Here is a 24,070-nt window from a genome sequence, read left to right on the forward strand (position 1 = left end):
GCAAGGCTGCCACAATGGCCCCATGAGTGCTCTGAAGGACCGTCTCCGCGCCGATCTCACCACCGCCATGAAGGCGCGTGACGAGCTGCGCTCCTCGACCCTGCGGATGGTGCTGACCGCCATCACCAACGCCGAGGTGGCCGGCAAGCAGGCGCGTGAGCTCTCCGACGACGACATCATCGGGGTGCTCTCCACCGAGGCGAAGCGGCGCCGCGAGGCCGCCACCGCGTTCGAGGAGGGCGGGCGCGCCGAGATGGCGGCCAAGGAGGCCGCCGAGGGCGAGGTCATCGCCGAGTACCTCCCCGCCCAGCTCAGCGGCGAGGAGATCGCCCGGCTGGTGTCCGAGGCGATCGAGCAGACGGGCGCCGCCGGCGAGGGCATGCGGGCCATGGGCAAGGTGATGGGCGTCGTGACGCCGCAGGTCAAGGGCCGGGCAGATGGCGGCGCGGTGGCCGCCGAGGTGCGTCGCCAGCTGGGCTGACGACGCGCCCGCGGACGTCGCCCCCGGGACGACGGGACGCGGGGGCCGGGTCAGCCCCGGCCGCCGCCGTTGCCGCGACCGCGACCGCCGCCGTTCCCGTTGCCGGTGGAGGGCTCGGTGCCCGTCGAGGTGTAGAGGGTGACGGTGTCCCCGCTGCTGAGCTGGGTGCCTGCCTCGGGGGAGGTGGACACCACGGTGCCCTCGGCGGTCTCCGAGTCCACCGGGCCGCCGTCGGCGACGGTGAACCCGGCCGCCTCGATCGCCTGTGTCGCGGCCTCGACCGTCTGGCCGGTCACGTCGGGCACGCTGGTGAGCACGCCGGCGACCTGGTCGCCGGGCGGGGCCTGGAAGTCCTCGTAGGGCAGCTTGGCCGAGACGGCCGCCATCGCGTCGCCCCAGATCGGTCCGGCCACGGTCGAGCCGAAGGCCTCGCCGATGTAGCTGCCGCCGACGACCTGCCCGTTGAGGCTGACCCACTCGCCGAACTCGTTGGCGCCGGCGACCATGGCGACGGTGGACAGCGACGGCGTGTAGCCGGCGAACCACACCGACATGTTCTGCTGGTTGGTGCCGGTCTTGCCGGCCGACGGCTTGTCGATCGCGATGTTCTGCCCGAAGCCGCCCGGCTCCATCACGCCGCGCAGGATGTCGTTGACCGCGTCGGCGGTGGCGCCCGGCATCACCTGCTCGCACTGGGACGCGAAGTCCTTGAGCACCTGGCCGGAGGAGTCGAGCACCTGCGTGACGGGTCGCGGGTCGCAGTGCAGGCCGCGCGCCGCGAAGGTGGCGTAGGCCTGCGCGAGCTCCAGCGGGTTGCTGTCGGAGACGCCGAGGATCCACGACGGGACCTCGTGCATCTTGGGGATCCTGACGCCCATGCTCTTGGCCAGCGCGATCGGCTCGCACATCCCGGTCATCACCTCGAGCTGGGCGAAGAACGTGTTCACCGACTGCTGCGTGCCCGAGTAGAGGTCGTAGGTGCCGAAGCCCGTCGAGTTGGAGACCGGCCAGCCCTTGCCGTCACCGGCGTAGGGACCGTCGCAGGTCTCGAACTCCTCGTCGGGGATCAGCATCTCCTGCGGCGAGTTGATGCTCGTGCTCAGCGGGATGCCCTGGTTGATCGCCGACGCCAGCACGAACAGCTTGAACGTCGAGCCGGCCTGGAAGCCGTTGGCGTCGCCGTACTTCTTGGGCACGACATAGTTCAGGTAGGTCTCGCCGGCCGCCTTGTCCTTGCCCATCGGGCGGGACTGCGCCAGCGCACGGACGTCGCCGGTGCCCGGCTCGACCATCGCCAGGCCGCCGATGGCCTGGTCGGTCGGGAAGACGTGCGCGGCCACGGACTCGTCGGCGGCCCTCTGCATGTCGAGGTCGATCGTGGTGTTGATCGTCAGGCCGCCGTTCTTGAGCGTCGTACGCCGCTCCTTGGGCGTGTCGCCCAGCACGGGGTCCTTGAGCAGCCAGTTCACGACGTAGTCGCAGAAGAACGGCGCGCGGGACTGCTGGCAGCCGTTGGGCGCGGTCTCGATCTCCAGCGTGTCCTTCAGCGGCGTGGCCTTGAGGCGCTCGGCCTTCTTCTCGGTCAGGATCCCGAGCTGGGCCATGCGGTCGAGCACGACGTTGCGGCGGCCCTCGGCGCGCTCGGGGTTGTCGATGGGGTCGTAGCCGACGGGGTTCTTGACGAGGCCGGCGAGCGTCGCCGACTCCAGGAGGTTGAGGTCCTTGGCGTTCTTGGAGAAGAAGTGCCGGGCGGCGGACTGCACGCCGAAGGCGCCGTCGCCGAAGTAGGCGATGTTGAGGTAGCGCTCGAGGATCCAGTCCTTGCTGTGGTTCTTCTCGAACGCGATGGCGTAGCGCAGCTCGCGGATCTTGCGGGCGTACGTCTCCTCCGTCGCGGCCCTGCGCTCCTCCTCCGTCTCGGCCTGGTAGAGCAGGGTCTGCTTCACCATCTGCTGGGTGATCGACGAGCCGCCCTGCACGGCTCCGCCGTTGGCCTGGTTGGTGATGAAGGCGCGCAGCGTGCCCTTGAGGTCGAGCGCGCCGTGCTCGTAGAAGCGGTAGTCCTCGATGGCGACGATGGCCTTCACCATCGGGCGCGAGATCGAGGCCAGCGGCACGTTGATGCGGTTCTGGTCGTAGAGCGAGGCGATCAGGTTGCCGTTGACGTCGTAGATGCGCGTCTTCTGCGACAGGTCCTTCGCCTCGAGCGACTCGGGGAGGTTGACCATCCCCTTGCTGACGTCCTTGGCCGCCACCCCCACCAGGCCGGCGAAGGGGATGGCGAGGCAGGCGACGAGGACGCCCATGACCACGGCGACGGCCCCCATGACCGCGAGGTGGGAGGCGACGCGGCCGGCGTCGGGCCCGGAGGGCGAGGACGAGCGGGAAGGCATGCCCACCAGAGTACGGGTGGATCGCATAGCACCTCACATCCAACGTGCGCAGCGGGATAGTCACATCGGACTATTCGATTTGGGCCACCTGGCCCTGCCGCGGTCGTTGGACTTTCGTTTACTTTTCTCGAGGAGTCAGGGATGGCCGCTATGGGGGCGGCTGACCGGCTCTTCACACACCGTGGGGATCACACTATGTGGGTCGAGGACTGGGCATCACGCGCCGCGTGCAAGGGCGACACTCCGGACGCGCTGTTCGTGCGTGGCGCCGAGCAGAACAAGGCCAAGCAGGTCTGCGCCGGCTGCCCCGTGCGCACCGAGTGCCTGGCAGAGGCGCTCGACAACCAGATCGAGTGGGGCGTCTGGGGCGGGATGACCGAGCGTGAGCGCCGCGCGCTGCTCCGCCGCCGCCCCGGCTCCTCGTGGCGCTCCATCCTGGAGACCGCCCGCACCAAGGTCGAGACCCCCTCCGAGACCCGCTCCGCCTCCGTCTGACTCCCCCCCGCGCCGGGGACGTCAGGCCTGCCGTGCCAGGCTCTCGCCGATCGCGCGCAGGCCGTCGAGGTCGTGGACGTCGCCGGCCATCGCCGGTACGACCGCCGTCGGCACCCGCGGGTGCGAGGCGGCGAAGCGCCCGCACAGGTGCTGCTCGCGCTCGACGAGGCGGACGCGGTCGGCGTGCAGCTGGAGCAGCCCCGCGGTCACGGACGACGGGTCCGACGACCGGAGCCGGTCGGCTGCGGCGATGGCCTCCTCGGCGGACAGCGCGGTGCGCGCCGACGGGCTGGCGCGGTTGACCACGAGCCCGGCCAGCGGCATGTCGTCGTCGGTGAGCCGGTCCACGAAGTACGCCGCCTCGCGCAACGCGTCCGGCTCGGGTGCCGCCACGACGACGAACGCCGTGCCGCGCGCCTGCAGCAGCGCGAACGTCTGCTCCGCACGCTGGCGGAAGCCGCCGAACAGGGTGTCGAAGGCCGCCACGAAGGTCTGCATGTCGCGCAGCACCTGCGCCCCCAGGACCTTGGTCAGCGCGCCGGTCACCACCGAGAAGCCGGCCGTCATCAACCTGGCCGGTCCGCGGGCCGGGGCCAGCAGCAGCCGGATGAAGCGGCCGTCGAGGAAGCTGGACAGCCGCTCCGGCGCGTCGAGGAAGTCCAGCGCCGAGCGCGACGGCGGGGTGTCGACCACGATGAGGTCGTAGGTGTCGTCCTGCCTGGCCCGCCGGTACAGCTGGCCCAGCTTCTCCATCGCCATGTACTCCTGCGTGCCCGCGAACGAGCTGGACAGCGCGACGTAGAACGGGTTCTCCAGGATCTGCCGGGCCTTCTCCGGGCTCGCCTGCCCCTCGACGACCTCGTCGAAGGTGCGCTTCATGTCGAGCATCATCGCGTCGAGGGAGCCGCCGGCGCCGGGGCGCACGCCCGGCACCGGGCGCGGGGTGTTGTCCAGCTGCTCGATCCCCATGGACTGGGCGAGCCGGCGGGCCGGGTCGATCGTCAGCACCACGACCGAGCGGCCGCGCTCCGCCGCGCGGAGCGCCAGCGCGGCGGAGGTGGTCGTCTTGCCGACGCCTCCCGAGCCGCAGCAGACGATGATCTCGGTGGTCCGGTCGTCGAGGAGCGCGTCGACGTCGAGCACCGGCGCCGGCCCGTCCGGCCGGGCGGTCCTCACGCCATCCCCTGGCGGCGGAGGAGCTGCGCCAGCTCCACCAGCGCGCCGTGGTCGATGCCGCTCGCGAGCCGGGGCAGCTCGTAGGTCGGCACGCCCTCGGCCGCGACGAGGTCGCGCTGCTCGTCCTCGAGCCGACGGCGTACGGCGTGCTCGCGTGCCTCGGCGACCAGGGAGGCGACCAGCTCGGCGTCCACGTCGACGCGGGCCCGCTGGAGGTCGGAGGTGATGGCGGAGGGGTCGAGCCCGCCGTCGCGGACGCGGGCGAGGGCACCGGCCCCCAGCGCTCGCGGCCGGACCAGGTTCACCACGACGCCGCCGACCGGCAGGCCCGCCGCGCGCAGCTCGGCGATCCCGTCGGAGGTCTCCTGCACCGGCATCTCCTCCAGGATCGTGACGAGGTGGACGGCCGTGCGCGGGGAGCGCAGCAGGTCCATGACCTTGTCGGCTTGTGTCTTGACGGGGCCGACCCGGGCCAGGCCCGCGAGCTCGGAGTTCACCCCGAGGAACTGGCTGATCCGTCCGGTGGGCGGCGCGTCGAGCACCACGGCGTCGTAGGTGGTCGTCCCCTCGGGCCCGTCGGTGCTCCGCCCGCCCCGCGGTCGCTGCACCGCCTCGTAGACCTTGCCGGTGAGCAGCACGTCGCGCACCCCCGGCGCGATGGTCGTGGCGAAGTCGACGACCCCGAACCGGTCGAGCGCCTTCCCCGCGCGCCCGAGCCGGTAGTACATCGCCAGGTACTCCAGGAGCGCCGACTCCGCGTCGATGTGCAGCGCGTGGACCCGTCCGGACCGGCCGTCCGCCTCGGGCGCGCCCTTGGCGATCCGGCGCTCCTCGTAGGGGAGCGGGTCCACGTCGAACATCCGCGCGATGCCCTGGCGCCCCTCCACCTCGCACAGCAGCACGTTGCGGCCGGCGGTGGCCAGCGCGAGCGCCAGCGCGGCGGCGACGGTCGACTTGCCGGTCCCGCCCTTGCCGGTCACCACGTGGAGGCGCACCTTCGGCCAGTCGTCGGGCCGGTCGGCAAGCGCGGTCACGCCCCGAGGATAGCGACGGGCGACGGCGTCCTACTTTGGTCGCTTCTTCACGCTCGTCGGCGTCCTTCTTGTCCATCGCGGGCGACTTTTGCTTGACCGGTGCACAAAAGTCTGCGAGCGTCCGTGAGATACCGGTCGTGACGCCTGTCACACGCGCGTCCTGCGGCCGTTGCCACCCGTCAGCACCTTGGAGGCCCTGGGATGTCATCACCCACCGCTCGACGCTTCACCGTCGGCACCGCACTCACGACAGTCGCGACCCTCGTCGGCAGCGTGCTGCTCGGCGTGGTCGCGGCCGTCCCCGCCCAGGCCCACGAGGGCCACGGGCACGTCCTGATCTTCACCGAGGACGCCGCCGGCGACTGGCACGACGCCGCCATCGCGCAGGCGACGCCGAAGGTCCAGGCGGGCCTCGAGGCGGCCGGCATGCAGGTGAGCGTCGTCCACAAGGAGACCCCCGGTGGCTCCGAGGCGGTGTTCACCGACGAGGGCCTCGCGCCGTTCGACGCGATCCTGGTCTTCCAGGCCAACGGCGACCCGTGGAACGCCGACGAGAAGGCGGCCCTCGAGCGGTGGCACGCGAAGGGCAACGGCATCGCCGCGGTGCACAACGCGCTCGACATGCGCGGCAACTACCCATGGTGGGACAACATGGTCGGCTCGCTGATGCCCGGCCACGCGCCCACCGGCACCGACCCGGGTCCCGCGGGCGTGGTGCGCAACGAGGACACCGTCCACCCCTCCACCGAGCACTTCCGCGGCACCCCGGACGCGACCCGCTGGCTGCGCAACGACGAGTGGTACAACTTCAGCAACAACGTCCGCGGCACCGCGCACGTGCTGCAGTCCATGGACGAGTCGACCTACTCCGGCGGCAACATGGGCTACGACCACCCGATCACCTGGTGCAAGCCCTACGAGGGCGGCCGCTTCTGGGGCACCGCCCTGGGCCACTTCCCCTCGCACTACGACGAGCCCGAGTTCATGGCCGAGATCGTCGGCGGCGTGAAGTACGTCGCCGGCCTCGAGGAGGGCGACTGCGGCGGCACCGTGTGGAGCAACTACGAGCGCATCCCGCTCGACCAGAACACCTCCGCGCCGTTCGCGATCGACGTCGCCGACGACGGCAAGGTCTTCTACACCGAGCTGGTCCGTGGCCAGCTGCGCATGTACGACCCCAAGACCCAGGCGGTCACCACCGTGCTCACGCTCCCGGTCTACTCCGGCGGTGAGGATGGCCTCCTCGGCGTGGCGCTCGACCCGGACTTCAGCACCAACGGGCACATCTTCCTCTACCGCTCCGCGGAGTCGCCGGACAACGCGAACCCGAACAACTTCTGGTCCACCGTCTCCCGGTTCACCTTCGAGAACGGGTCGGTCGACCCCGCCTCGGAGAAGGTGATCATCAAGATCCCGGCCCGGCGCCTCCCCGACGAGCCCGGCCACACCGGCGGCGGCCTCGACATCGACGACAAGGGCAACCTGTTCATCGGCGTGGGCGACGACGTCAACCCGCACTCCGAGCCCTCCGGCGGCTACGCCCCGCTCTCCGAGCGCGCCGGCACGTTCCACGACGCCCGCGCCACCTCGGCCAACACCAACGACCTCCGCGGCAAGATCCTGCGGATCAACCCGGTCGACAACCCGGGCGAGCCCGGTGTCGGCAGCAGCTACACCATCCCCGAGGGCAACCTGTTCCCCGAGTCCGAGGACGCCGGGCGTGACAAGACTTTGCCCGAGATCTACGCGATGGGCTTCCGCAACCCGTTCCGGTTCTCGATCGACAGCGAGACCGGCTGGCTGAGCATGGCCGACTACTCGCCCGACAACGGCACCGACGCGCCCGCGACCCGCGGCCCCGCCGGCATCGCCGAGTGGAACCTCATCAAGAGCGCCGGCAACTACGGCTGGCCGATGTGCATGGGCGGCAACCACCAGGGCCAGAACCCCAACGGCGAGCCGTTCCGCGACGTCGACTACGGCCACACCACGCCGCTCAACCCGCCGGTCGTCGGTGGCTACTTCGACTGCGCCAAGCCCATCAACGACTCGGTGCACAACACCGGCCTGACCGAGCTCCCGCCGGCACGCCCCGCCGACATGTACTACGGCTACCGGCGCTCCTCGGTGGGCGCGATCCCGCAGGGCGGCGGCCTGGCCCCCATGGGCGGCCCGATCTACCGCTACGACGAGACGCTCGAGTCGGACACGAAGTTCCCCGAGTACTACGACGGGAAGCCGTTCTTCTACGACTGGGCCCGCAACAAGATGTACAACATCCAGCTCAAGGACGGCGGCGGCGCCCAGCCCGGCGCCGCGGTGGAGAAGGTCAACCCCTTCCTGCCCAACGTGCCCTTCCTGGCGCCGATCGACTCCAAGTTCGGTCCCGACGGCTCGATGTACGTCCTCGACTGGGGCGGCGGCTACGGGCGCGACAACCCGACCTCGGGCCTCTACCGGATCGACTACATCAGCGGCTCCCGCTCGCCGGTGGCCCGCATCGATGCCAGCCCCGACTCCGGCCAGGCGCCGCTGACGGTGACCTTCGACGGCGGCGACTCGACCGACCCCGAAAGCGAGCCGATCACTTACGCGTGGGACTTCGACGGTGACGGCGAGACCGACGCCACCGGCGAGACGGTGACCCACACCTTCACCGAGAACGGTGTCTTCAACCCCCGCCTCACGGTCACCGACCCCGCGGGCAAGACCGGCACGACGACGGTGCCGATCACGGTCGGCAACACCCGGCCGGTGGTCGAGCTCCAGATGCCGCCGGACGGATCGTTCTTCGACTTCGGCGACGAGGTGAGCTGGAAGGTCCAGGTCACCGACCCCGAGGACGGGACCATCGACCCGCAGCGCGTCGAGGTGCAGCCCGCGCTGGGCCACGACGACCACGCCCACCCGCTGGTCGCCTCCCGCGGCCTGACGGGCAGCACGGTCACCAGCATCGGCGGCCACGCGGCCGACGAGAACATCTTCTACTCGATCGACGCCCGCTACACCGACACCGGCGGCGAGGGTGGGGCCAACCCGCTCCTCGCCTCCGACACCTCGGTGATCTTCCCGAAGCTGCGCCAGGCGGAGTGGTTCGACGCCAAGTCGGACACCGCCACCCTCGCCCCCGGCCGTGACGCCGCGGGCGGCGGCCAGGTCGTGGTCGGCAAGAACAACGCCTGGGTGAACTTCGAGCCGGTGAGCTTCCACAACATCGACACGTTCAACCTGCGCGTCCAGGCAGCCGCCGCCGGCGGCACGATCGAGCTGCGTGACGGCGGCCCGACGGGACAGCTCATCGGCACCGCCGCCGTCCCCGCCACCGGGCAGCAGTTCCGCGACGTGGCGGTCGACGTGAGCGAGCTCGGCGACGAGACGTTCGACCTCTACCTGGTGTTCACCGGGACGAACGACATCAAGCTCAACTTCTTCGAGGCCATCGGCCAGGGCATCTCGCCCGAGGCCAAGCCGGTCGTCGCCATCACCTCGCCGGCCGACGGTGAGAAGGTCGACCCCGGTGCCGCCGTGACCCTGACCGCCGACGCCTCCGACGCCGACGGCTCGGTCGCCAAGGTCGAGTTCTTCGCCGGCGACACCAAGATCGGCGAGGACACCACCGCGCCGTACACGGTGACGTGGACCGCCCCGGCCGCGGAGGGTCTCTACGACCTCACGGCGAAGGCGACCGACGACGCCGGCAACACCACGACGTCGCGACTGGTGCAGGTGCAGGTGGGCGAGCTCTTCGGCGACCTCCTCCCCTTCACCAACGTCAACGGCGAGTTCGAGCGGCTCGGGGCCGGCCAGTTCCGGATCTCGGGTGCCGGCTCCAACGCCTGGCAGGGTGTCGACCAGTACACGACGCTCTACAAGCCGGGTGCAGGCGACGACTCCTACGACGCGATCGTGCGGGTCGACGCCAGCACGCTGGTGAACAACTCGGGCAAGGCCGGGCTCATCATCCGCAACGACATGACGCAGCCCGGCGTCTCGCCCGGCTACGCCATGCTCGCGTGGCGTCGGGCCGCCGGGATGGAGTTCCTGACCGACCCCGACGGCAACGGCCAGCTCAACCAGTCGATCGCCGGCGGCACCAGCACGGTGCCCAAGTGGCTGAAGCTCAGCCGCCGGGGCAACCAGGTGTCGGCCTTCTGGTCGAACAACGGCACGGCGTGGACCCAGGTCGGGACGGCGGTGACGCTGGCGAACATCGGCGCCACCCAGGACGTCGGCATGTTCATCATGGCCCACGAGACCGGGGTCCGGACGGCTGACTTCTCGCAGTTCTCGGTCGACACCGACCCGCAGGCCCCCCAGCCGCAGGCGCCGAGCGACCCGCTCAGCTGCGTGGGCGGACCCCTCAGCGACGACTTCACCTCGCCGTCGCTGCTGCCGAAGTGGGCCCTGCGCCACGACCCGGCCCGGCCGATCACCCAGTCGGGCGGCGCGCTGAACCTGCCGGTCACCAACGGCGACATCAACGAGGCGTCGGCCGGTCCGGTGAGCTTCGCCGGTCAGGCCGTTCCCGCCGGGAACTGGGTCGCCACCACGAAGCTGACGCTCGCGCACACCTCGCACTGGCAGTGGGCCGGCCTGGTCGTCCACCGCTCCGACGACGAGTACAACAAGCTCGGCTTCGTGCGGGGGCAGAACGGCGCGGCCAACCGGTTCGTGGAGTTCCAGTCCGAGACCAACGGACAGCGCACCACGCCGGGCAGCCCCGACCTGCCGGCCGACTTCCCGTCGACGATCCACCTCCGCCTGACCAACACCAACGGAACGCTCACCGCGGCGTACTCCAGTGACGGCCAGGCCTGGACCAACGTCAACGGCTCGACGCCGCTGAAGACCGGCGCCGGCACCCGCATCGGCGTGATGGCGGCGGGCGACCTCGGCACCACCCCGGTGTCCGCCGCGGTCGACTCGTTCACCATCACCCCCGACGGGACCGCCGCGGCCTTCGAGCCCGGCGACGAGTTCGACGGCACCGCGCTGAACGGGTGCCGCTGGGCGGAGTCGGTGCGCTACAACTCGCACACCGAGTCGGTGGCCGACGGCCACCTGAAGATCGCGACGGAGCCGGGCGACATCAACGGCAACAACCCGATCAAGCCGCGCAACTTCATCCTGCAGGACGCCCCGGCGGGCGACTGGGTGGCCGAGACGAAGCTCAAGGCTCCGCTCAAGCACCGCTACCAGCTCGCCGGCCTGCTGATGTACGGCAACGACGACAACTACGCCAAGGCCGACATCGTCGCCTACAACGCCCCCGGCGCGGCGCTCGACCTGCGCGCCGAGCTGGCCGCCGAGAAGGGCGGGAGCGGTGTCGCGGGCGGTGACGCGGTCAACATCCCCGACACCACGGAGAGCGGCTACTGGTGGGTCCAGGTGACCAAGGTCGGCACGCGGTACACGGCGGCGGTCAAGTCCACCGCTGGCGCCTCGTGGACGCCCATCGGTGACGGCATCACCTACGACGGTCCGCTCAACTCGCTCGGCCTGATGGCGATCGGCCCGGAGCAGGAGGAGCCGGTCACGGTGGAGTTCGACTACTTCCACCTCGACACCGAGGAGGAGCCGCCGGCCGACACGACCGCCCCGGTCACCTCGGCCAGCCAGGCCGTGGTCGAGGGTGGCGTGCAGGTCACGCTGACCGCGACCGACGAGACCGGCGGCAGCGGCGTGAAGTCCACCGAGTACCGGATCGACGAGGGCGCGTGGACGGCGTACACCGCGCCGTTCACCCTCACCGAGGCCGGCACCCACACCGTCGAGTTCCGCTCGACCGACGTGGCCGGCAACGTGGAGGTCGCCAGGAGCATCGAGGTGGTCGTCGAGGCCGCCGACGCCGACGCGCCGACCACCACGATCACCTGGTCGCCCGCCACGGCGGACGGCGAGGAGGGCTGGTACGTCACCGCTCCGAGCTTCACCCTCGCCGCCGAGGACGGCGACGGCTCGGGCGTCGCCTCGACCGAGTACCGGATCGACGGCGGTGAGTGGACGGCGTACGACGGTGCCGTGACGCTCGCCGACGGCGACCAGGCGGTCGAGTACCGCTCGACGGACGAGGCGGGCAACGCCGAGGACGTCCAGCAGTCCGAGGTCAAGGTCGACACGGTCCCGCCGGCGACCGGCGCCACCCAGGAGCGGGCCGGCAACGGCGTGCGGGTGGTGCTCGAGGCGACCGACGCCACCTCGGGCGTGGCCACCACCGAGTACCGCCTCGACGGCGGCGACTGGACCGACTACTCCGACCCGGTCGTGGTGACCGGCGCCGGGGACCACACGGTCCGCTTCCGCTCGACCGACGTCGCGGGCAACGTGGAGGAAGAGGGGTCGATCGAGGTCACCGTCGACGGTCCCCCCGCCGACACCACGGCCCCGGAGACCACCGTGACGACCGCCCCGGCCTCGCCCGACGGCAGCGCCGGCTGGTTCACCACGGCTCCGAAGGTCACGCTCGCCGCCACCGACGCCGACTCCGGGGTCGCGCGCACCGAGTACCGCCTCGGCAACGGCGAGTGGACGGCGTACTCCGCTCCGTTCACCGTCACCACCCAGGGCCGCCAGGTCCTCGAGGTGCGGTCGGTCGACCGGTCGGGCAACATCGAGACGGCGCAGTCGACGACCCTGGCGGTCGACACCGGCGAGCCGGACGTCGCGATCTCCGGGATCCGGGCGCGCACCTACCCGAGCCACAAGGCGACGGCGGTGGCGTGGACGGCGACGGACGCGACCTCGGGGGTCCGCGGAGTGCGGGCGACGCTCGACGGGGAGCCCGTCGAGGCCGGCGAGTGGGGCATGTGGAACCTGTCCACCGGCCGCCACGTCCTCACGGTCACGGCGACGGATGTCGCCGGGAACACCGACTCGCAGACGGTGGTCTTCACCGTGCAGGCGACCGGCAAGTCCCTGGAGAAGGTCGTGACGACCGTGGCCGCCGACGGCGACCTCGGGCCGAAGCTGGCCAACAAGCTCCTCCAGCTCGACAAGGACGCCCGGAAGGCCGAGCGGCAGGGTGACCGCCGCGAGGCGCGCCAGCACCTCAAGGCGCTGCGCAAGCTTGTCCGCAGCAAGGTCGAGGGCGAGCTGCGCGCGGCTCTCCTCGCCCAGGTGAAGGAGCGTCTGGCCAAGCGCTGATCGGCGCTCATCCGGTGGACGGCCGGGCCCGGGGAGACCCCCGGGCCCGGCCGTCCGCGTCTGCCTCCGCCGTCGGGCGGTCGCGGCCCAGGCAGTGGCGGCGGTCACACGGCCGCTAGTGTCTGCGGCATGGACAAAGTGGTCTCCTCTGCGGCCGACGCGGTCGCCGACATCCCGGACGGCGCGACCCTCGCGGTCGGCGGGTTCGGGCTGTCCGGCGTCCCGTCGGTGCTCATCGACGCGATCCTCGAGGCGGGCACGACCGACCTCGAGGCGGTCTCGAACAACTGCGGCGTGGACGAGTGGGGCCTGGGTCGGCTCCTGTTCGCCAAGCGGATCCGACGGATGATCTCCTCCTACGTCGGTGAGAACAAGGAGTTCGCGCGGCAGTACCTCTCCGGCGAGCTGGAGGTGGAGCTGACCCCGCAGGGCACGCTGGCGGAGCGGATGCGCGCCGGCGGGTCCGGCATCCCCGGCTTCTACACCGCGACCGGGGTCGGCACGCAGGTCGCCGAGGGCGGGCTGCCCTGGAAGTACGACGCCGAGGGCACCGTCGTGGTGGCCTCGCCGCCGAAGGAGACCAAGGTCTTCTCGACCGCCGAGGGGGAGAAGGAGTACGTCCTCGAGCGGGCCATCGTCGCCGACTTCGCCCTGGTGCGGGCCTGGAAGGGCGACCGCCACGGCAACCTCGTCTACCGCCGGTCGGCGCGCAACTTCAACCCGCTCGCCGCGATGTGCGGCCGGGTCACCATCGCGGAGGTGGAGCACCTGGTCGAGCCCGGTGAGCTCGACCCCGACCTCGTCCACACGCCGGGGGTCTACGTCCAGCGGGTGGTCCCGCTGACGCCGGAGCAGGCGGCGGACAAGAGGATCGAGAAGGTCACCACGCGACCCCGGCCCGAGCAGGGCGCCGACCCGGTGCAGGGCTCGGACGACGCGGCGAGCTTCGGACTGGGAGGCTGACATGACCGACAAGAGGGGCTGGACGCGGGAGCAGATGGCGGCGCGGGCGGCGTCGGAGCTGCGGGACGGGTCGTACGTCAACCTCGGCATCGGGCTGCCGACGCTGGTGCCCAACTACGTCGCCGACGACGTGGAGCTGGTGCTCCAGTCGGAGAACGGCATCCTCGGAGTGGGGGCCTACCCCTACGAGGGGGAGGAGGACCCCGACCTGATCAACGCGGGCAAGGAGACGGTGACCCTGCGCAGTGGCGCGTCGTTCTTCGACTCCGCGCAGTCGTTCGGGATGATCCGCGGCGGCAAGATCGACGCCGCGATCCTCGGCGCCATGCAGGTCTCCGCGGCCGGCGACATCGCCAACTGGATGATCCCGGGGAAGATGGTCAAGGGCATGGGCGGCGCGATGGACCTGGTGCACGGTGCCAAGCGGGTGATCGTGCTGATGGAGCACGTCGCCAAGGACGGGTCGCTGAAGATCCTCCACGAGTGCGACCTGCCCTTCACCGGCAAGCGCGTGGTGCAGCGCATCATCACCGACCTCGCCGTGATCGACGTGATCGACCCCGCCACCGGCGAGGTCGCCCCGTCGGGCACGGCCGGCGACCGCGTGCTCAGGCTGGTCGAGCTCGCCCGGGGGGTGTCGGAGGACGAGGTGCGCGAGAAGACGCAGCCCGACCTCGTCTGAGCGCGCCCCAGCCGGTCTGGACCGGTCAGGCCCGCGGCGGAGGGCCTGCTCGCGCGCAGGCATGGTCGAGCCTCGCCTCGTTGACCCCTGCCTCGTGCCGGGAGCACGATCGACGGTGGCCGCGCGCCACCCGGGCGCGCCAGGAGGGGAGCGGAGCCATGCAGCACGACACATCGAAGGGGACCCCGGTGGCGATCAACGCCTCGCGGCCCCTCAACGGCCACATCGTCGACGTCGGCAGCCGGGACGACGGGTCGCCGCACGAGGTCATCACGTACTGGGAGTGCTCGGGCGGGCACATCGTCATCCACACCGGCCACACGGACGCCACGACGATGACCTCGGTCGAGGACGGGTCGGTGACCACCAGCATCCCCTGCGGTTCCTCCGACTCGCCGTCGTCGGGGTCCGGCTGGAGCATCGAGGTGCAGGGCAGCGGCTTCCTCGCCACCGTCCCGCCCGACCTCGTCGACCGCGTCGACGTGGGCGACAGCACGTTCGTCGTGGCCACGCAGGGCGGCGCGGCGGACTCCGACCGCTCGCTGACGATCTGGAGCACGGCCACGTGCGAGGGCGGCCATGTGGTCATGCACTACGGCCACGAGGACGCCGGTGCCGGGACCTCCGTGTACGACGGCTCGGTGGTGACGTCGGTCCCCTGTTGAGCAGCAGTCGCGGGTGTCGCCCTGCAGCCGACGGCGAGGCGGCCGGGCTCCACCCTCCGGGGAGGGCGGACCGGCTGTCGGCACGGGGGGCCTCGGACCTACTGCTCGAGGGCGCGCATGGCGAGGCCCCGCGAGCCGAACAGCTGGCGGGCCTTCCTCGACCACTCGGACACGTCGGCGTCCTGGAGGCTGCGGAGCTGGTGAGGGTCCCGGGCGAGGTCGTAGAGCTCCCACTCGCCGGCGCCCTGGTGCTCGACGTAGACGTGTGAGCCCTCGCGCACGAGCACCCAGTCGAGGTGGGTGTTCTCGACGGCGAGGCGGCGGCGCCAGCCCGACCAGTCGCCGGAGGTGAGCGGACCGAGCATGGAGCGGCCGTCGAGGTCGCGGCCGGCGTCCGGGTCGAGCCCGGCGAGGTCGAGGGTCGTCGGCATCAGGTCGACCTGGGAGACCAGCGCGTCGACGGCGCGCGGCTCGACCCCCGGCCCGCGGACGACGAACGGGACGCCGGCCGACTCCTCGTAGGGCTGCGACTTGTGGAAGAGGCGGTGCTCGCCGAGGAGGTAGCCGTTGTCGGAGACGAAGAAGATCCACGTCCGGCCGAGCTGGCCGGTGTCCCGCAGGACGTCCAGCACCTTGGCGACCTGGTCGTCGACGTCCTGGAGCTCCTCCAGCTTGCCCTCGTAGATCCGGCGCATGCGGCGGCGGTCCTGCGGCGGCAGGTCGCGCAGCCACGTGGGCTTGTCGCTCATGTCGGCCTCGTTCGACGCCGGCGGATCCCACTCGACGGCGTCGAAGTCGTCGGCGTGCTGCGGACTCGGCGTGTAGGGACCGTGCGGCGCCGTCGGCGAGAACACCGCGAACCACGGTCCGCTGTCCTGACGACGGCGGATGAACCGGCGCAGCCGCCGGGCGGCGAACCGGTCGAACGCCCGCTGTCCCTCGACCCTGCGGATCTCCCCGTCCACGCTGACCCGGGGGTCGTCGATCATCCCGTCGAGCAGCGCGACCCAGCGGTCCCAGCCCGGCGCCACGTACGTCGGGTCCTGGGCGAGGCCGTTCATGTACTTGCCGAAGTAGCCGGTGTCGTAGCCGGCCGCCTGCAGCCTCGTCGCCACCGTGTCGCGGTCGCGCCGCTGCGCCACGAACGGCTGGTGCGTCATGTTGGTGTCGCACCCGTGGTTGTGCGGGTAGAGGCTCGTCAACATCGACGCCCGCGCCGGCCCGCAGAGCGGCATCGCGCTGTAGCCCTGGCGGAAGTGCACGCCCTTCCCGGCCAGGCGCCGCCACGTGCTGTCCATCGACCTGAGCGTCGAGCGCGGCTGGTCGTCCGTGATGATCCACAGGACGTTGTCGGGCACGGGGTCAGGTTACGTCGGCCCGGGGCCGACGGGTGCCCGCATCCGGGTGGGTTCGTCGGAGGGCAAGACCTTCGCCGCGCGTGTGGCCCGCGCTCAGGGGAGACATGCCGCAGCCGGCCTCACCTGCCGGACGCGGCGTACCGTGGACCTCGGATTCCTGGGGAGGGACAGTGCGTGGAGACCGGCGCCGCATCAGGCTCAGGCCGCATCCGTGGTTCGGCACCATCGCGGTCGTGGTCGCCGTGCTCGCGATGACGACGACCTTCTCCTGGCTGAGCCTCGAGGATCATCGGTCCCCGCGGCCGCGGGACAGCGGGACGGTGGCGATCGATCCCAGCACCTCTCCGCCCGCCTCCGTCGACACGGAGTCACTGCAAGCCGCCATCGACACGGCCGTCGAGGAATGCCGAGGAGTCTGGGAAGCACAGGAGCAGCCGTTGCAGGCTGCGGCTGTCTCCCTCGCGCAGTGGCAGCTGCACGTCGACGCGATGAACCAGCTGGTGGCCGATGAGATCACCTTCGCCCAGGCGACGGCGTTCTGGGAGCAGACCCGAGTCCAGGCTGCCGACAACGTCACGGCGTTCACCGAGGCCGACAGCGGTTACGTCGCCAGCGACCCCTCCTGCCCGACGCCGGTCGTGCCCGACGGCATCGTCGTGGACACCGGGGCCCTCACTGCGTGCGAGGACGGCATCGAGGTGAGGGACCAGGCGCTGGACGCCGCACGGGTGTCGATCCGAACCTGGCACCACCACGTCATCGACATGGACCTGCTTCGCGCGGGCAAGCTGTCGCCCGAGCTCGCCCTCGAGCTGTGGCGGAGGTACTGGAGGCAGGGTGTCGAGGAGCTGGCCGCCTACCGCGAGCAGCTCGGGCTCGCCGAGCAGGAGTCCTGTGCCGGAGCGTGAGCCGCCGGGGCTCGCGGCTACTCGACCACCGACGCGGCCGCGGACCGGTCGGGCAGCTGCTGGAGTGCCCAGCCGTTGCCGTCGGGGTCGGCGAAGAACACGAACCGGCCCCACTGGAGCTCCTCCACCTCGCTGACCTCGACACCGCGCCCGACCAGCTCGGCGCGCACGGCGTCGGCGTCGGCGACCACCATCTGGAGGTTGTCGAGCGAGCCGGGCTCGAGGCGGGTGAGCCCCTTGCCGAACGCGATGGAGCACGCCGACCCCGGGGGCGTCATCTGCACGAACCGCACGTCGTCGCTGACGACGTGGTCGTGGTCGGCGGCGAAGCCGACCCTCCCGTAGAACTCCTTGGCCCGGTCGACGTCGGTGACGGGCACCATCACCAGCTCCAGCTTCATGTCCATGCTCCGAGGCTAGAGCCGACCCAGGCCGACCGCCGGCCGCTCTGGCGTCCGACTCGCGTCCGACTCGCGACCACCTGCGGGCACGGGGGGTGCGCGTGTGTTATCTCTAGTAACCCACTAGACAATAGTCCGATACGCAGCGCGGGAAGGCTCGCTCCATGGAGTTCCTCTGGTACATCCCCAACCAGGTCACCCCGGGTCACCGGCTCGACGACACCGTCGCGGAGCACAACAGCCTCGGCCGTCTCACGAGACTGGCGCGTCTCACCGAGGACCACGGTTGGGGCGGCGCGCTCATCGGCACCGGCTGGAAGCGGCCGGACACCTTCACCGTCGCCACCGCGCTGGTCGCAGCCACCACCACCTTCAACCCGCTGGTCGCGATCCGCCCCGGCTACTGGACGCCCGCCCACTTCGCCTCGTCCGCGGCGACGCTCGACCACCTCAGCGGCGGGCGGGTGAAGGTCAACATCGTCTCGGGGCCGGACCACCAGCCGCAGTACGGCGACGACGAGGGCGACCAGGCGCAGCGCTACGCCCGCACGCGCGAGTTCATGCGGCTCGTGCGGCGCTACTGGACCGAGGACGACATCACCGTCGAAGGCGAGCACTACACCGCCGAGGGCGCCACCCTCGAGCACAAGCCGGTCGTCCGCGAGGGCCGACCGCACCCGCAGCTCTACTTCGGCGGCGCCTCCGAGGCCGCCCAGCGCACCGCCGCCGCCGAGGCGGACGTCCAGCTCTTCTGGGGCGAGCCGCTCGACGGCGTCGCCGCCCGCATCGAGCACCTGCGCGCGCTCAGCGCCGAGCTCGGCCGGGACCTCCCGCCGCTCGAGTACGGCCTGCGCATCACCACGCTGGTGCGGAACACGACCGAGGAGGCGTGGGCCGACGCCGAGGCCAAGGTCGCCGCGATGGCCGCGGGCCAGGACGAGTGGGCCGCCGACCCGGGACGCCGCGTGGCCGTCGGGCAGCAGCGGCTGCTCGACCTGGCCGGACGCGGCGACGTCCTCGACGACTGCCTCTACACCGCGCCCGGCCGCGTGGGCGGCGGCGGCGCCGGCACGACGTGGCTCGTCGGCTCCGCGGACGACGTCGCCAAGGCGCTGCGCCGGTACGCCGACCTCGGCGTCACCCACTTCGTCCTCAGTGACACGCCGTACGAGCGTGAGATCGCCCGCGTCGGCGATGCCCTCCTGCCGCTCCTCCGCCCGGCCTGAGGAAGGCGCCGGGTGCAAGGGAGAACCGCGCGCTCAATGTGAAGTAAGACGACTAAACGTGTGTACTTTAGTCCCGACCCGAGAAGGAGAACACCCATGCCACGACGAGGGCCACACCGCCCCCTGATCCACACCGCCCTGCTGACGACCGTCGGCCTGCTCGCGCTGTCCGCCTGCGGCGGTGCCGAGGCCGGGCCGCGGCTCGAGCTGTCCGCCGCCCTGCCCGACGCCCCCGCCGAGGGCACCGTCCTCCGCGTGGGCGACCCGGCCACGCAGGTCGCCCTGGAGACCTCCGGCATGATCGACGAGCTCGACGTCGAGGTCGAGTGGGCCAACGTCACCGGCGGACCGAAGACGCTCGAGGCCTTCCGCGCCGACGCCATCGACATCGGCTCCGTGGCCGACATCCCGCCCCTCTTCGCGCACTGGACCGGCACGGACGTCCGCATCGTCGCCGCCCGGGAGACCGTGGACCCGATGGAGCACCCGACCTACGAGCTCGGTGTCGCGCCCGGCGTGGTCGTGCGGAGCACCGAGGACCTGAAGGGCAAGACGATCGCCTACAGCCCCGGCCAGGCGCAGGGCGCGCTGGTGCTCAACGTGCTGCGCGAGGCCGGCCTCACCCAGGACGACGTCGAGTTCGTCGAGATGCAGAGCGTCGACGACGCGTTCTCGGTCGCGCTGGCCAGCAAGCAGGTCGACGTCGCCCCGCTGGGGCAGACGCTCGCCAAGACCTACCTCGCGAAGTACGAGCAGGACGGCGCCACCACCATCGACCCCGGTGTGCGCGACGACGCCTGGACGCTCTACACGCCGACCGCCGTCCTGGAGGACGCCGACAAGGCGGCCGCGATCAAGGAGTACGTCGCCATCTGGGCGAAGGCCCAGCAGTGGATCTCCGACAACCCCGACGAGTTCGCCCAGGCCTACTACGTCGACCACGAGGGCCTCTCGCCCGAGGACGCGCAGCACGTCGTCGAAGCCCTCGGCGAGTTCACGGTGCCGACGAGCTGGGACGAGTTCATCGCTCGCCACCAGGAGACGGTGGACACCCTGGTCGAGGCGCAGGACCAGGAGCCCCTGGACGTGGAGACGCTCTACGACCGCCGGTTCGAGAAGGCCATCGCGGCCGCGGTCGGCGGGTCGTGATGGCCACGCTCACCGCACCCTCGCGCCCGGTCGCGACCGCGCAGGACGTCCGTCCGGTCCGGCGGCGGCTCGGTCCCGGCGAGCCGATCCGCTTCGGCGGGCTCGTCGGCATCGTCGCCCTTCTCGCAGCGTGGGTCGTCGGCTCGGCCACCGGCCTGCTGGACCCCCGCACGCTGACGGAGCCCTGGACGGTCCTCGAGACGGCGGGCATGCTCGTGGAGAACGGGCGGCTGCAGGAGAGCCTGGTGACCTCGGGCGTCCGCGCGGCGCTCGGCCTCGGCCTCGGCGTGGCCGTCGGCACGGTCCTGGCGCTGGTCTCCGGACTGTCCCGGATCGGCGAGTCGTTCATCGACGGGCCGATCCAGGTCAAGCGCTCGATCCCGACGCTCGCCCTGATCCCGCTGCTCATCCTGTGGCTGGGGATCGGCGAGCCGATGAAGATCATCACCATCGCCCTGGCGGTCTTCGTGCCCGTCTACATCCACACCCACAACGGCCTGCGCACCATCGAGGGCCGTTACGCCGAGCTCGCCGAGACCCTCGGCGTGACCCGCGGCGAGTTCATCCGCCACGTGGTGCTGCCCGGCGCCATGCCGGGCTTCCTGCTCGGCATGCGCTTCGCGGTGACCTCGTCGCTGCTCGCACTCGTCGTCGTCGAGGTCATCAACGCCACGAGCGGGATCGGCCACATGATCACGCTCGCGTCCAACTACGGGCAGACCGACATCATCGTCGTCGGCCTGGTCGTCTACGCGCTGCTCGGCGTCACCGCCGACGCGGCGGTCCGGCTCATCGAGAGGAAGGCCCTGTCATGGCGTCGCACCCTGGCCAGCTGACCCCCGCGGTGCGGGTGAGGTCCCTGCACCGCAGCTTCAACGAGGCGGGCGGTGTGCTCAACGGCCTCGACCTCGACATCGCGCCCGGCGAGTTCGTGGCCCTCCTCGGGCGCAGCGGATCGGGCAAGAGCACCTTGCTCCGCGCCCTCGCAGGTCTCGACCGCGGCGTCGCCGGCACCGGCGTCATCGACGTCCCCGAGAAGGTCTCGGTCGTCTTCCAGGACTCCCGGCTGCTGCCGTGGAAGCGCCTGCTCGACAACGTCGTGTTCGGGCTCCGCAGCCGCGACGCCGCCGATCGCGGGTCGCAGGCGCTCGCGGAGGTCGGCCTCGGCGGCCGTGAGAAGGCCTGGCCCCACGAGCTGTCGGGCGGGGAGCAGCAACGTGCCTCGCTCGCGCGGTCCCTGGTCCGCGACCCCCAGCTGCTGCTGGCCGACGAGCCGTTCGGTGCCCTCGACGCGCTGACGCGCATCCGCATGCACACCCTGCTGCGCAAGCTGTGCGAGGTGCACCGGCCGGCCGTGCTGCTGGTGACCCACGACGTCGACGAGGCGATCGTCCTGGCCGACCGCGTCATCGTGCTCGACGGCGGCGTGGTGCGTCACGACGCACGCATCGACCTCGGCACCCGCCGCTCGCAGGCCGACCCGGCGTTCGCGCTGCTGCGCTCGCGGCTGCTCGCCGAGCTGGGCGTCGAGGACGACCACGACGCCGTGCCCGGACGCCACGCCGACCTCCCCGTGGAGAGGGCCGCCTCGTGACCGCTCAGCTGCACCTCAACCTGTTCATCTACCCCGACGGCCACCACGAGGCGGCCTGGCGGCGCCCGGAGTCGCAGCCCGAGCGGATCACCGACATCACCTACTACCAGGAGCTGGCCCAGCGTGCCGAGGCGGCGAAGTTCGACGCGGTCTTCTTCGCCGACGGCCCGGCGCTGGCCGACAACATCCGCTACGCCGCGCGCGGCGGGCTCGAGCCGATCACCAAGATGACCGCGATCGCCGCGGCCACGGAGCGGATCGGCGTGATCGGAACGTCGTCGACGACCTACAACGAGCCCTACAACCTGGCCCGGCAGTTCGCCTCGCTCGACCACCTCAGCAACGGGCGGGTCGGGTGGAACATCGTCACCACCTCCTCGGCCGCGGCGGCGCACAACTTCGGCCTCGACGCGCACCCCGCCCACGCCCAGCGCTACGAGCGCGCCGAGGAGTTCCTGGACGTCGTCACCAAGCTGTGGGACAGCTGGGAGGACGACGCGGTCCTCGCCGACCGCGCGAGCGGCATCTACGCCGACACCGACAAGATCCACCGCATCGACCACGAGGGACCGCACTTCTCGGTCGCCGGACCCCTCAACGCGCCGCGCTCGCCGCAGGGACGGCCGGTCTACGTGCAGGCGGGGTCGTCGGAGGACGGCAGGGCGTTCGCGGCCCGCTGGGCGGAGGCGATCTTCACCGCGCACCAGACCCTGGAGAACGCCCGGGAGTTCTACGCCGACATCAAGTCGCGGGCCCGGTCCCAGGGCCGTGACCCCCGCCAGCTCAAGGTGCTGCCCGGCATCAGCCCGTTCATCGCGTCGACGGCCGCCGAGGCCCGCGCGCTGGAGGAGGAGTTCAACGACCTCACCCAGCCGGCGTACTCCCTCAGGCAGCTGAGCAACCTCGTCGGCGTCGACCTGACGGCGTACGACCTCGACGGGCCGTTCCCGACCGAGGTCGTGGCGCCCGTGGGGGAGCGCGCCTTCCACAGCCGCTCGCAGCTGGTGCTCGACATCGTGGCCCGCGAGAACCCGACCATCCGGCAGCTGTGCCACCGCCTGGCCGGTGCGCGCGGTCACCGCGTGGTGGCGGGCACCCCGGTCGACGTCGCCGACACCATGCAGGAGTGGGCCGAGAACGGCGCCGCCGACGGGTTCAACGTGATGCCGCCGTGGCTCCCAGGTGGGATCGAGGTCTTCATCGAGGAGGTCGTGCCGATCCTGCGCCGCCGCGGCTTGTTCCGCAGCGAGTACACCGGACGCACGCTGCGCGACCACCTCGGCCTCGACCGCCCCGACAGCCAGTACGCCCCCCGACCCGCCTCGATCCAGAAGGAGACTGCATGAGCTACGAGTCCTACCGGCCGCTGGGCCGCACCGGCGTCCAGGTCAGCCCGCTGACCCTCGGCGCCATGATGTTCGGCGAGTGGGGCAACCCCGACCACGACGAGTCGATCGCCATCATCCACCGTGCCCTCGACGCCGGCATCAACGTCATCGACACCGCCGACGTCTACGCCCGCGGCGAGTCCGAGGAGATCGTCGGCAAGGCGCTCCGGGCGCGCAGCGGCAGTCGCGACGACGTCTTCCTGGCCACCAAGTTCCACGGCAGCATGCACGACGAGGACCCCAACCAGGCGGGCAGCTCGCGGCGGTGGATCATCCGCGAGGTCGAGCACTCGCTGCGCCGCCTGCAGACCGACCACATCGACCTCTACCAGGTCCACCGGCCCCGCCCCGAGGTCGACGTCGACGAGACGCTCGGCGCGCTGACCGACCTGGTCCGGCAGGGCAAGGTGCGCTACATCGGCACGTCCACGTTCCTGCCGTCGCAGGTGGTGGAGGCGCAGTGGGTCGCGGAGAAGCGGCAGCGGGAGCGTCCCGTCACCGAGCAGCCGCCGTACTCGATCCTCGCCCGCGAGGTCGAGCGCGACATCCTGCCGACCGCGCAGAAGTACGGCCTCGGGGTCCTGCCGTGGAGCCCGCTCGCCGGGGGGTGGCTGTCGGGCCGCTACCGCCGGGGCGAGGACCCGCAGGTGACCTCGAGCCGGCTGCGGCGCCAGCCCGCGCGGCACGACCCCGCGTCCCCGGAGAACAGGGTCAAGCTCGAGGCCGTGCACCAGCTGCAGGAGCTGGCCGACGACGCCGGTCTCTCCCTGATCCACCTCGCGCTGGGCTTCGTGCTCGCCCACCCGGCCGTCTCGTCGGCCATCATCGGCCCGCGCACGCTCGAGCAGCTCGAGTCGCAGCTCGGCGTGGAGAAGGTCGTCCTGCCGCCCGACGTGCTGGACCGCATCGACGAGATCGTCCCGCCCGGCACCACGCTCAACGAGGCCGACCGGGGTTACGCACCTCCGGCGCTCGTGGAGGCGGCGCTCCGGCGCCGCTGACGTCCGCCGCCTG

Annotated in this window: 18 protein-coding genes; 13 read left to right on the top strand and 5 right to left on the bottom strand. The window is 71.5% G+C overall.

Annotated elements, in window-relative coordinates:
* Positions 1 to 22: 22 nt before the first annotated feature.
* Entirely contained in the window at positions 23 to 481 is a 459-nt protein-coding gene (locus J3P32_RS09395) for a GatB/YqeY domain-containing protein (protein WP_210439517.1), read from the top strand.
* A 50-nt stretch (positions 482 to 531) separates the two neighbouring features.
* Here J3P32_RS09395 and J3P32_RS09400 read toward each other — a convergent pair whose 3' ends face one another.
* Positions 532 to 2,874 (bottom strand): penicillin-binding protein, encoded by a 2,343-nt coding sequence (locus J3P32_RS09400; protein WP_210439518.1) that lies wholly within the window; start codon positions 2,872 to 2,874, stop codon positions 532 to 534.
* A 195-nt stretch (positions 2,875 to 3,069) separates the two neighbouring features.
* Between J3P32_RS09400 and J3P32_RS09405 the strand changes: the two genes are divergently transcribed.
* Positions 3,070 to 3,369 (top strand): WhiB family transcriptional regulator, encoded by a 300-nt coding sequence (locus J3P32_RS09405; protein ID WP_210439519.1) that lies wholly within the window; start codon positions 3,070 to 3,072, stop codon positions 3,367 to 3,369.
* Positions 3,370 to 3,390: 21 nt separating this feature from the next.
* On the opposite strand, the gene J3P32_RS09410 is transcribed toward J3P32_RS09405, so the two are convergent.
* Entirely contained in the window at positions 3,391 to 4,545 is a 1,155-nt protein-coding gene (locus tag J3P32_RS09410; protein ID WP_210439520.1) for an ArsA family ATPase, read from the bottom strand.
* A complete protein-coding gene (locus J3P32_RS09415; RefSeq protein ID WP_307861640.1) occupies positions 4,542 to 5,579 on the bottom strand; it encodes an ArsA-related P-loop ATPase in 1,038 nt (345 codons plus the stop codon). Before J3P32_RS09415 ends, J3P32_RS09410 begins: the two co-directional genes overlap by 4 nt.
* A 201-nt stretch (positions 5,580 to 5,780) precedes the next feature.
* Here J3P32_RS09415 and J3P32_RS09420 point away from each other — a divergent pair, with 201 nt between their 5' ends.
* The 4 genes from J3P32_RS09420 to J3P32_RS09435 all read left to right on the top strand — a co-directional run bounded on the left by J3P32_RS09420 (position 5,781) and on the right by J3P32_RS09435 (position 15,032).
* Complete coding sequence (locus J3P32_RS09420; protein ID WP_210439521.1) at positions 5,781 to 12,722, top strand: OmpL47-type beta-barrel domain-containing protein; 6,942 nt, start codon at positions 5,781 to 5,783, stop codon at positions 12,720 to 12,722.
* A gap of 129 nt (positions 12,723 to 12,851) precedes the next feature.
* Entirely contained in the window at positions 12,852 to 13,685 is an 834-nt protein-coding gene (locus J3P32_RS09425) for a CoA transferase subunit A (RefSeq protein ID WP_210439522.1), read from the top strand.
* A gap of 1 nt (position 13,686) precedes the next feature.
* Positions 13,687 to 14,367 (top strand): 3-oxoacid CoA-transferase subunit B, encoded by a 681-nt coding sequence (locus J3P32_RS09430; protein ID WP_210439523.1) that lies wholly within the window; start codon positions 13,687 to 13,689, stop codon positions 14,365 to 14,367.
* Between the two features lie 158 nt (positions 14,368 to 14,525).
* Entirely contained in the window at positions 14,526 to 15,032 is a 507-nt protein-coding gene (locus J3P32_RS09435) for a hypothetical protein (RefSeq protein ID WP_210439524.1), read from the top strand.
* A gap of 98 nt (positions 15,033 to 15,130) precedes the next feature.
* Here the strand turns inward: J3P32_RS09435 and J3P32_RS09440 are convergent, their stop codons facing one another.
* A complete protein-coding gene (locus tag J3P32_RS09440; RefSeq protein ID WP_210439525.1) occupies positions 15,131 to 16,390 on the bottom strand; it encodes a sulfatase family protein in 1,260 nt (419 codons plus the stop codon).
* Between the two features lie 437 nt (positions 16,391 to 16,827).
* On the opposite strand from J3P32_RS09440, the gene J3P32_RS09445 reads away from it, so the two are divergent.
* Positions 16,828 to 17,298: a hypothetical protein gene (locus J3P32_RS09445; protein ID WP_210439526.1), complete on the top strand. Its 471-nt coding sequence runs from the start codon at positions 16,828 to 16,830 to the stop codon at positions 17,296 to 17,298.
* Between the two features lie 17 nt (positions 17,299 to 17,315).
* Here J3P32_RS09445 and J3P32_RS09450 read toward each other — a convergent pair whose 3' ends face one another.
* Positions 17,316 to 17,705, bottom strand: coding sequence for a VOC family protein (locus J3P32_RS09450; RefSeq protein WP_210439527.1), 390 nt, complete (start codon positions 17,703 to 17,705; stop codon positions 17,316 to 17,318).
* Positions 17,706 to 17,863: 158 nt separating this feature from the next.
* Between J3P32_RS09450 and J3P32_RS09455 the strand changes: the two genes are divergently transcribed.
* The 6 genes from J3P32_RS09455 (at position 17,864) to J3P32_RS09480 (ending at position 24,057) form a co-directional block, all read left to right on the top strand.
* Positions 17,864 to 18,925 (top strand): LLM class flavin-dependent oxidoreductase, encoded by a 1,062-nt coding sequence (locus J3P32_RS09455; RefSeq protein ID WP_210439528.1) that lies wholly within the window; start codon positions 17,864 to 17,866, stop codon positions 18,923 to 18,925.
* A 96-nt stretch (positions 18,926 to 19,021) separates the two neighbouring features.
* The gene (locus J3P32_RS09460) at positions 19,022 to 20,074 is read left to right on the top strand and encodes an ABC transporter substrate-binding protein (protein ID WP_210439529.1); all 1,053 of its coding nucleotides are present in this window, start codon (positions 19,022 to 19,024) and stop codon (positions 20,072 to 20,074) included.
* The gene (locus J3P32_RS09465) at positions 20,074 to 20,910 is read left to right on the top strand and encodes an ABC transporter permease (protein WP_210439530.1); all 837 of its coding nucleotides are present in this window, start codon (positions 20,074 to 20,076) and stop codon (positions 20,908 to 20,910) included. The genes J3P32_RS09460 and J3P32_RS09465 overlap by 1 nt, the downstream gene beginning before the upstream one ends.
* Positions 20,886 to 21,668 (top strand): ABC transporter ATP-binding protein, encoded by a 783-nt coding sequence (locus J3P32_RS09470; protein ID WP_210439531.1) that lies wholly within the window; start codon positions 20,886 to 20,888, stop codon positions 21,666 to 21,668. Before J3P32_RS09465 ends, J3P32_RS09470 begins: the two co-directional genes overlap by 25 nt.
* Positions 21,665 to 23,014, top strand: a complete 1,350-nt coding sequence (locus tag J3P32_RS09475; RefSeq protein WP_210439532.1) for an LLM class flavin-dependent oxidoreductase — start codon at positions 21,665 to 21,667, stop codon at positions 23,012 to 23,014. The genes J3P32_RS09470 and J3P32_RS09475 overlap by 4 nt, the downstream gene beginning before the upstream one ends.
* Positions 23,011 to 24,057: an aldo/keto reductase gene (locus J3P32_RS09480; protein WP_210439533.1), complete on the top strand. Its 1,047-nt coding sequence runs from the start codon at positions 23,011 to 23,013 to the stop codon at positions 24,055 to 24,057. The genes J3P32_RS09475 and J3P32_RS09480 overlap by 4 nt, the downstream gene beginning before the upstream one ends.
* Positions 24,058 to 24,070: the final 13 nt, after the last annotated feature.

This window comes from Nocardioides xinjiangensis, from assembly GCF_017916385.1.
GTDB classification, from domain to species: domain Bacteria; phylum Actinomycetota; class Actinomycetes; order Propionibacteriales; family Nocardioidaceae; genus Nocardioides; species Nocardioides xinjiangensis.

Bases quoted from the DNA above. Each gene is read 5' to 3' on its own strand.
- J3P32_RS09400 (WP_210439518.1), bottom strand. From the start codon at position 2,874: ATGCCTTCCCGCTCGTCCTCGCCCTCCGGGCCCGACGCCGGCCGCGTC.
- J3P32_RS09465 (WP_210439530.1), top strand. From the start codon at position 20,074: ATGGCCACGCTCACCGCACCCTCGCGCCCGGTCGCGACCGCGCAGGAC.
- J3P32_RS09405 (WP_210439519.1), top strand. From the start codon at position 3,070: ATGTGGGTCGAGGACTGGGCATCACGCGCCGCGTGCAAGGGCGACACT.
- J3P32_RS09395 (WP_210439517.1), top strand. From the start codon at position 23: ATGAGTGCTCTGAAGGACCGTCTCCGCGCCGATCTCACCACCGCCATG.
- J3P32_RS09480 (WP_210439533.1), top strand. From the start codon at position 23,011: ATGAGCTACGAGTCCTACCGGCCGCTGGGCCGCACCGGCGTCCAGGTC.
- J3P32_RS09430 (WP_210439523.1), top strand. From the start codon at position 13,687: ATGACCGACAAGAGGGGCTGGACGCGGGAGCAGATGGCGGCGCGGGCG.
- J3P32_RS09460 (WP_210439529.1), top strand. From the start codon at position 19,022: ATGCCACGACGAGGGCCACACCGCCCCCTGATCCACACCGCCCTGCTG.
- J3P32_RS09435 (WP_210439524.1), top strand. From the start codon at position 14,526: ATGCAGCACGACACATCGAAGGGGACCCCGGTGGCGATCAACGCCTCG.
- J3P32_RS09450 (WP_210439527.1), bottom strand. From the start codon at position 17,705: ATGGACATGAAGCTGGAGCTGGTGATGGTGCCCGTCACCGACGTCGAC.
- J3P32_RS09425 (WP_210439522.1), top strand. From the start codon at position 12,852: ATGGACAAAGTGGTCTCCTCTGCGGCCGACGCGGTCGCCGACATCCCG.
- J3P32_RS09455 (WP_210439528.1), top strand. From the start codon at position 17,864: ATGGAGTTCCTCTGGTACATCCCCAACCAGGTCACCCCGGGTCACCGG.
- J3P32_RS09420 (WP_210439521.1), top strand. From the start codon at position 5,781: ATGTCATCACCCACCGCTCGACGCTTCACCGTCGGCACCGCACTCACG.
- J3P32_RS09470 (WP_210439531.1), top strand. From the start codon at position 20,886: ATGGCGTCGCACCCTGGCCAGCTGACCCCCGCGGTGCGGGTGAGGTCC.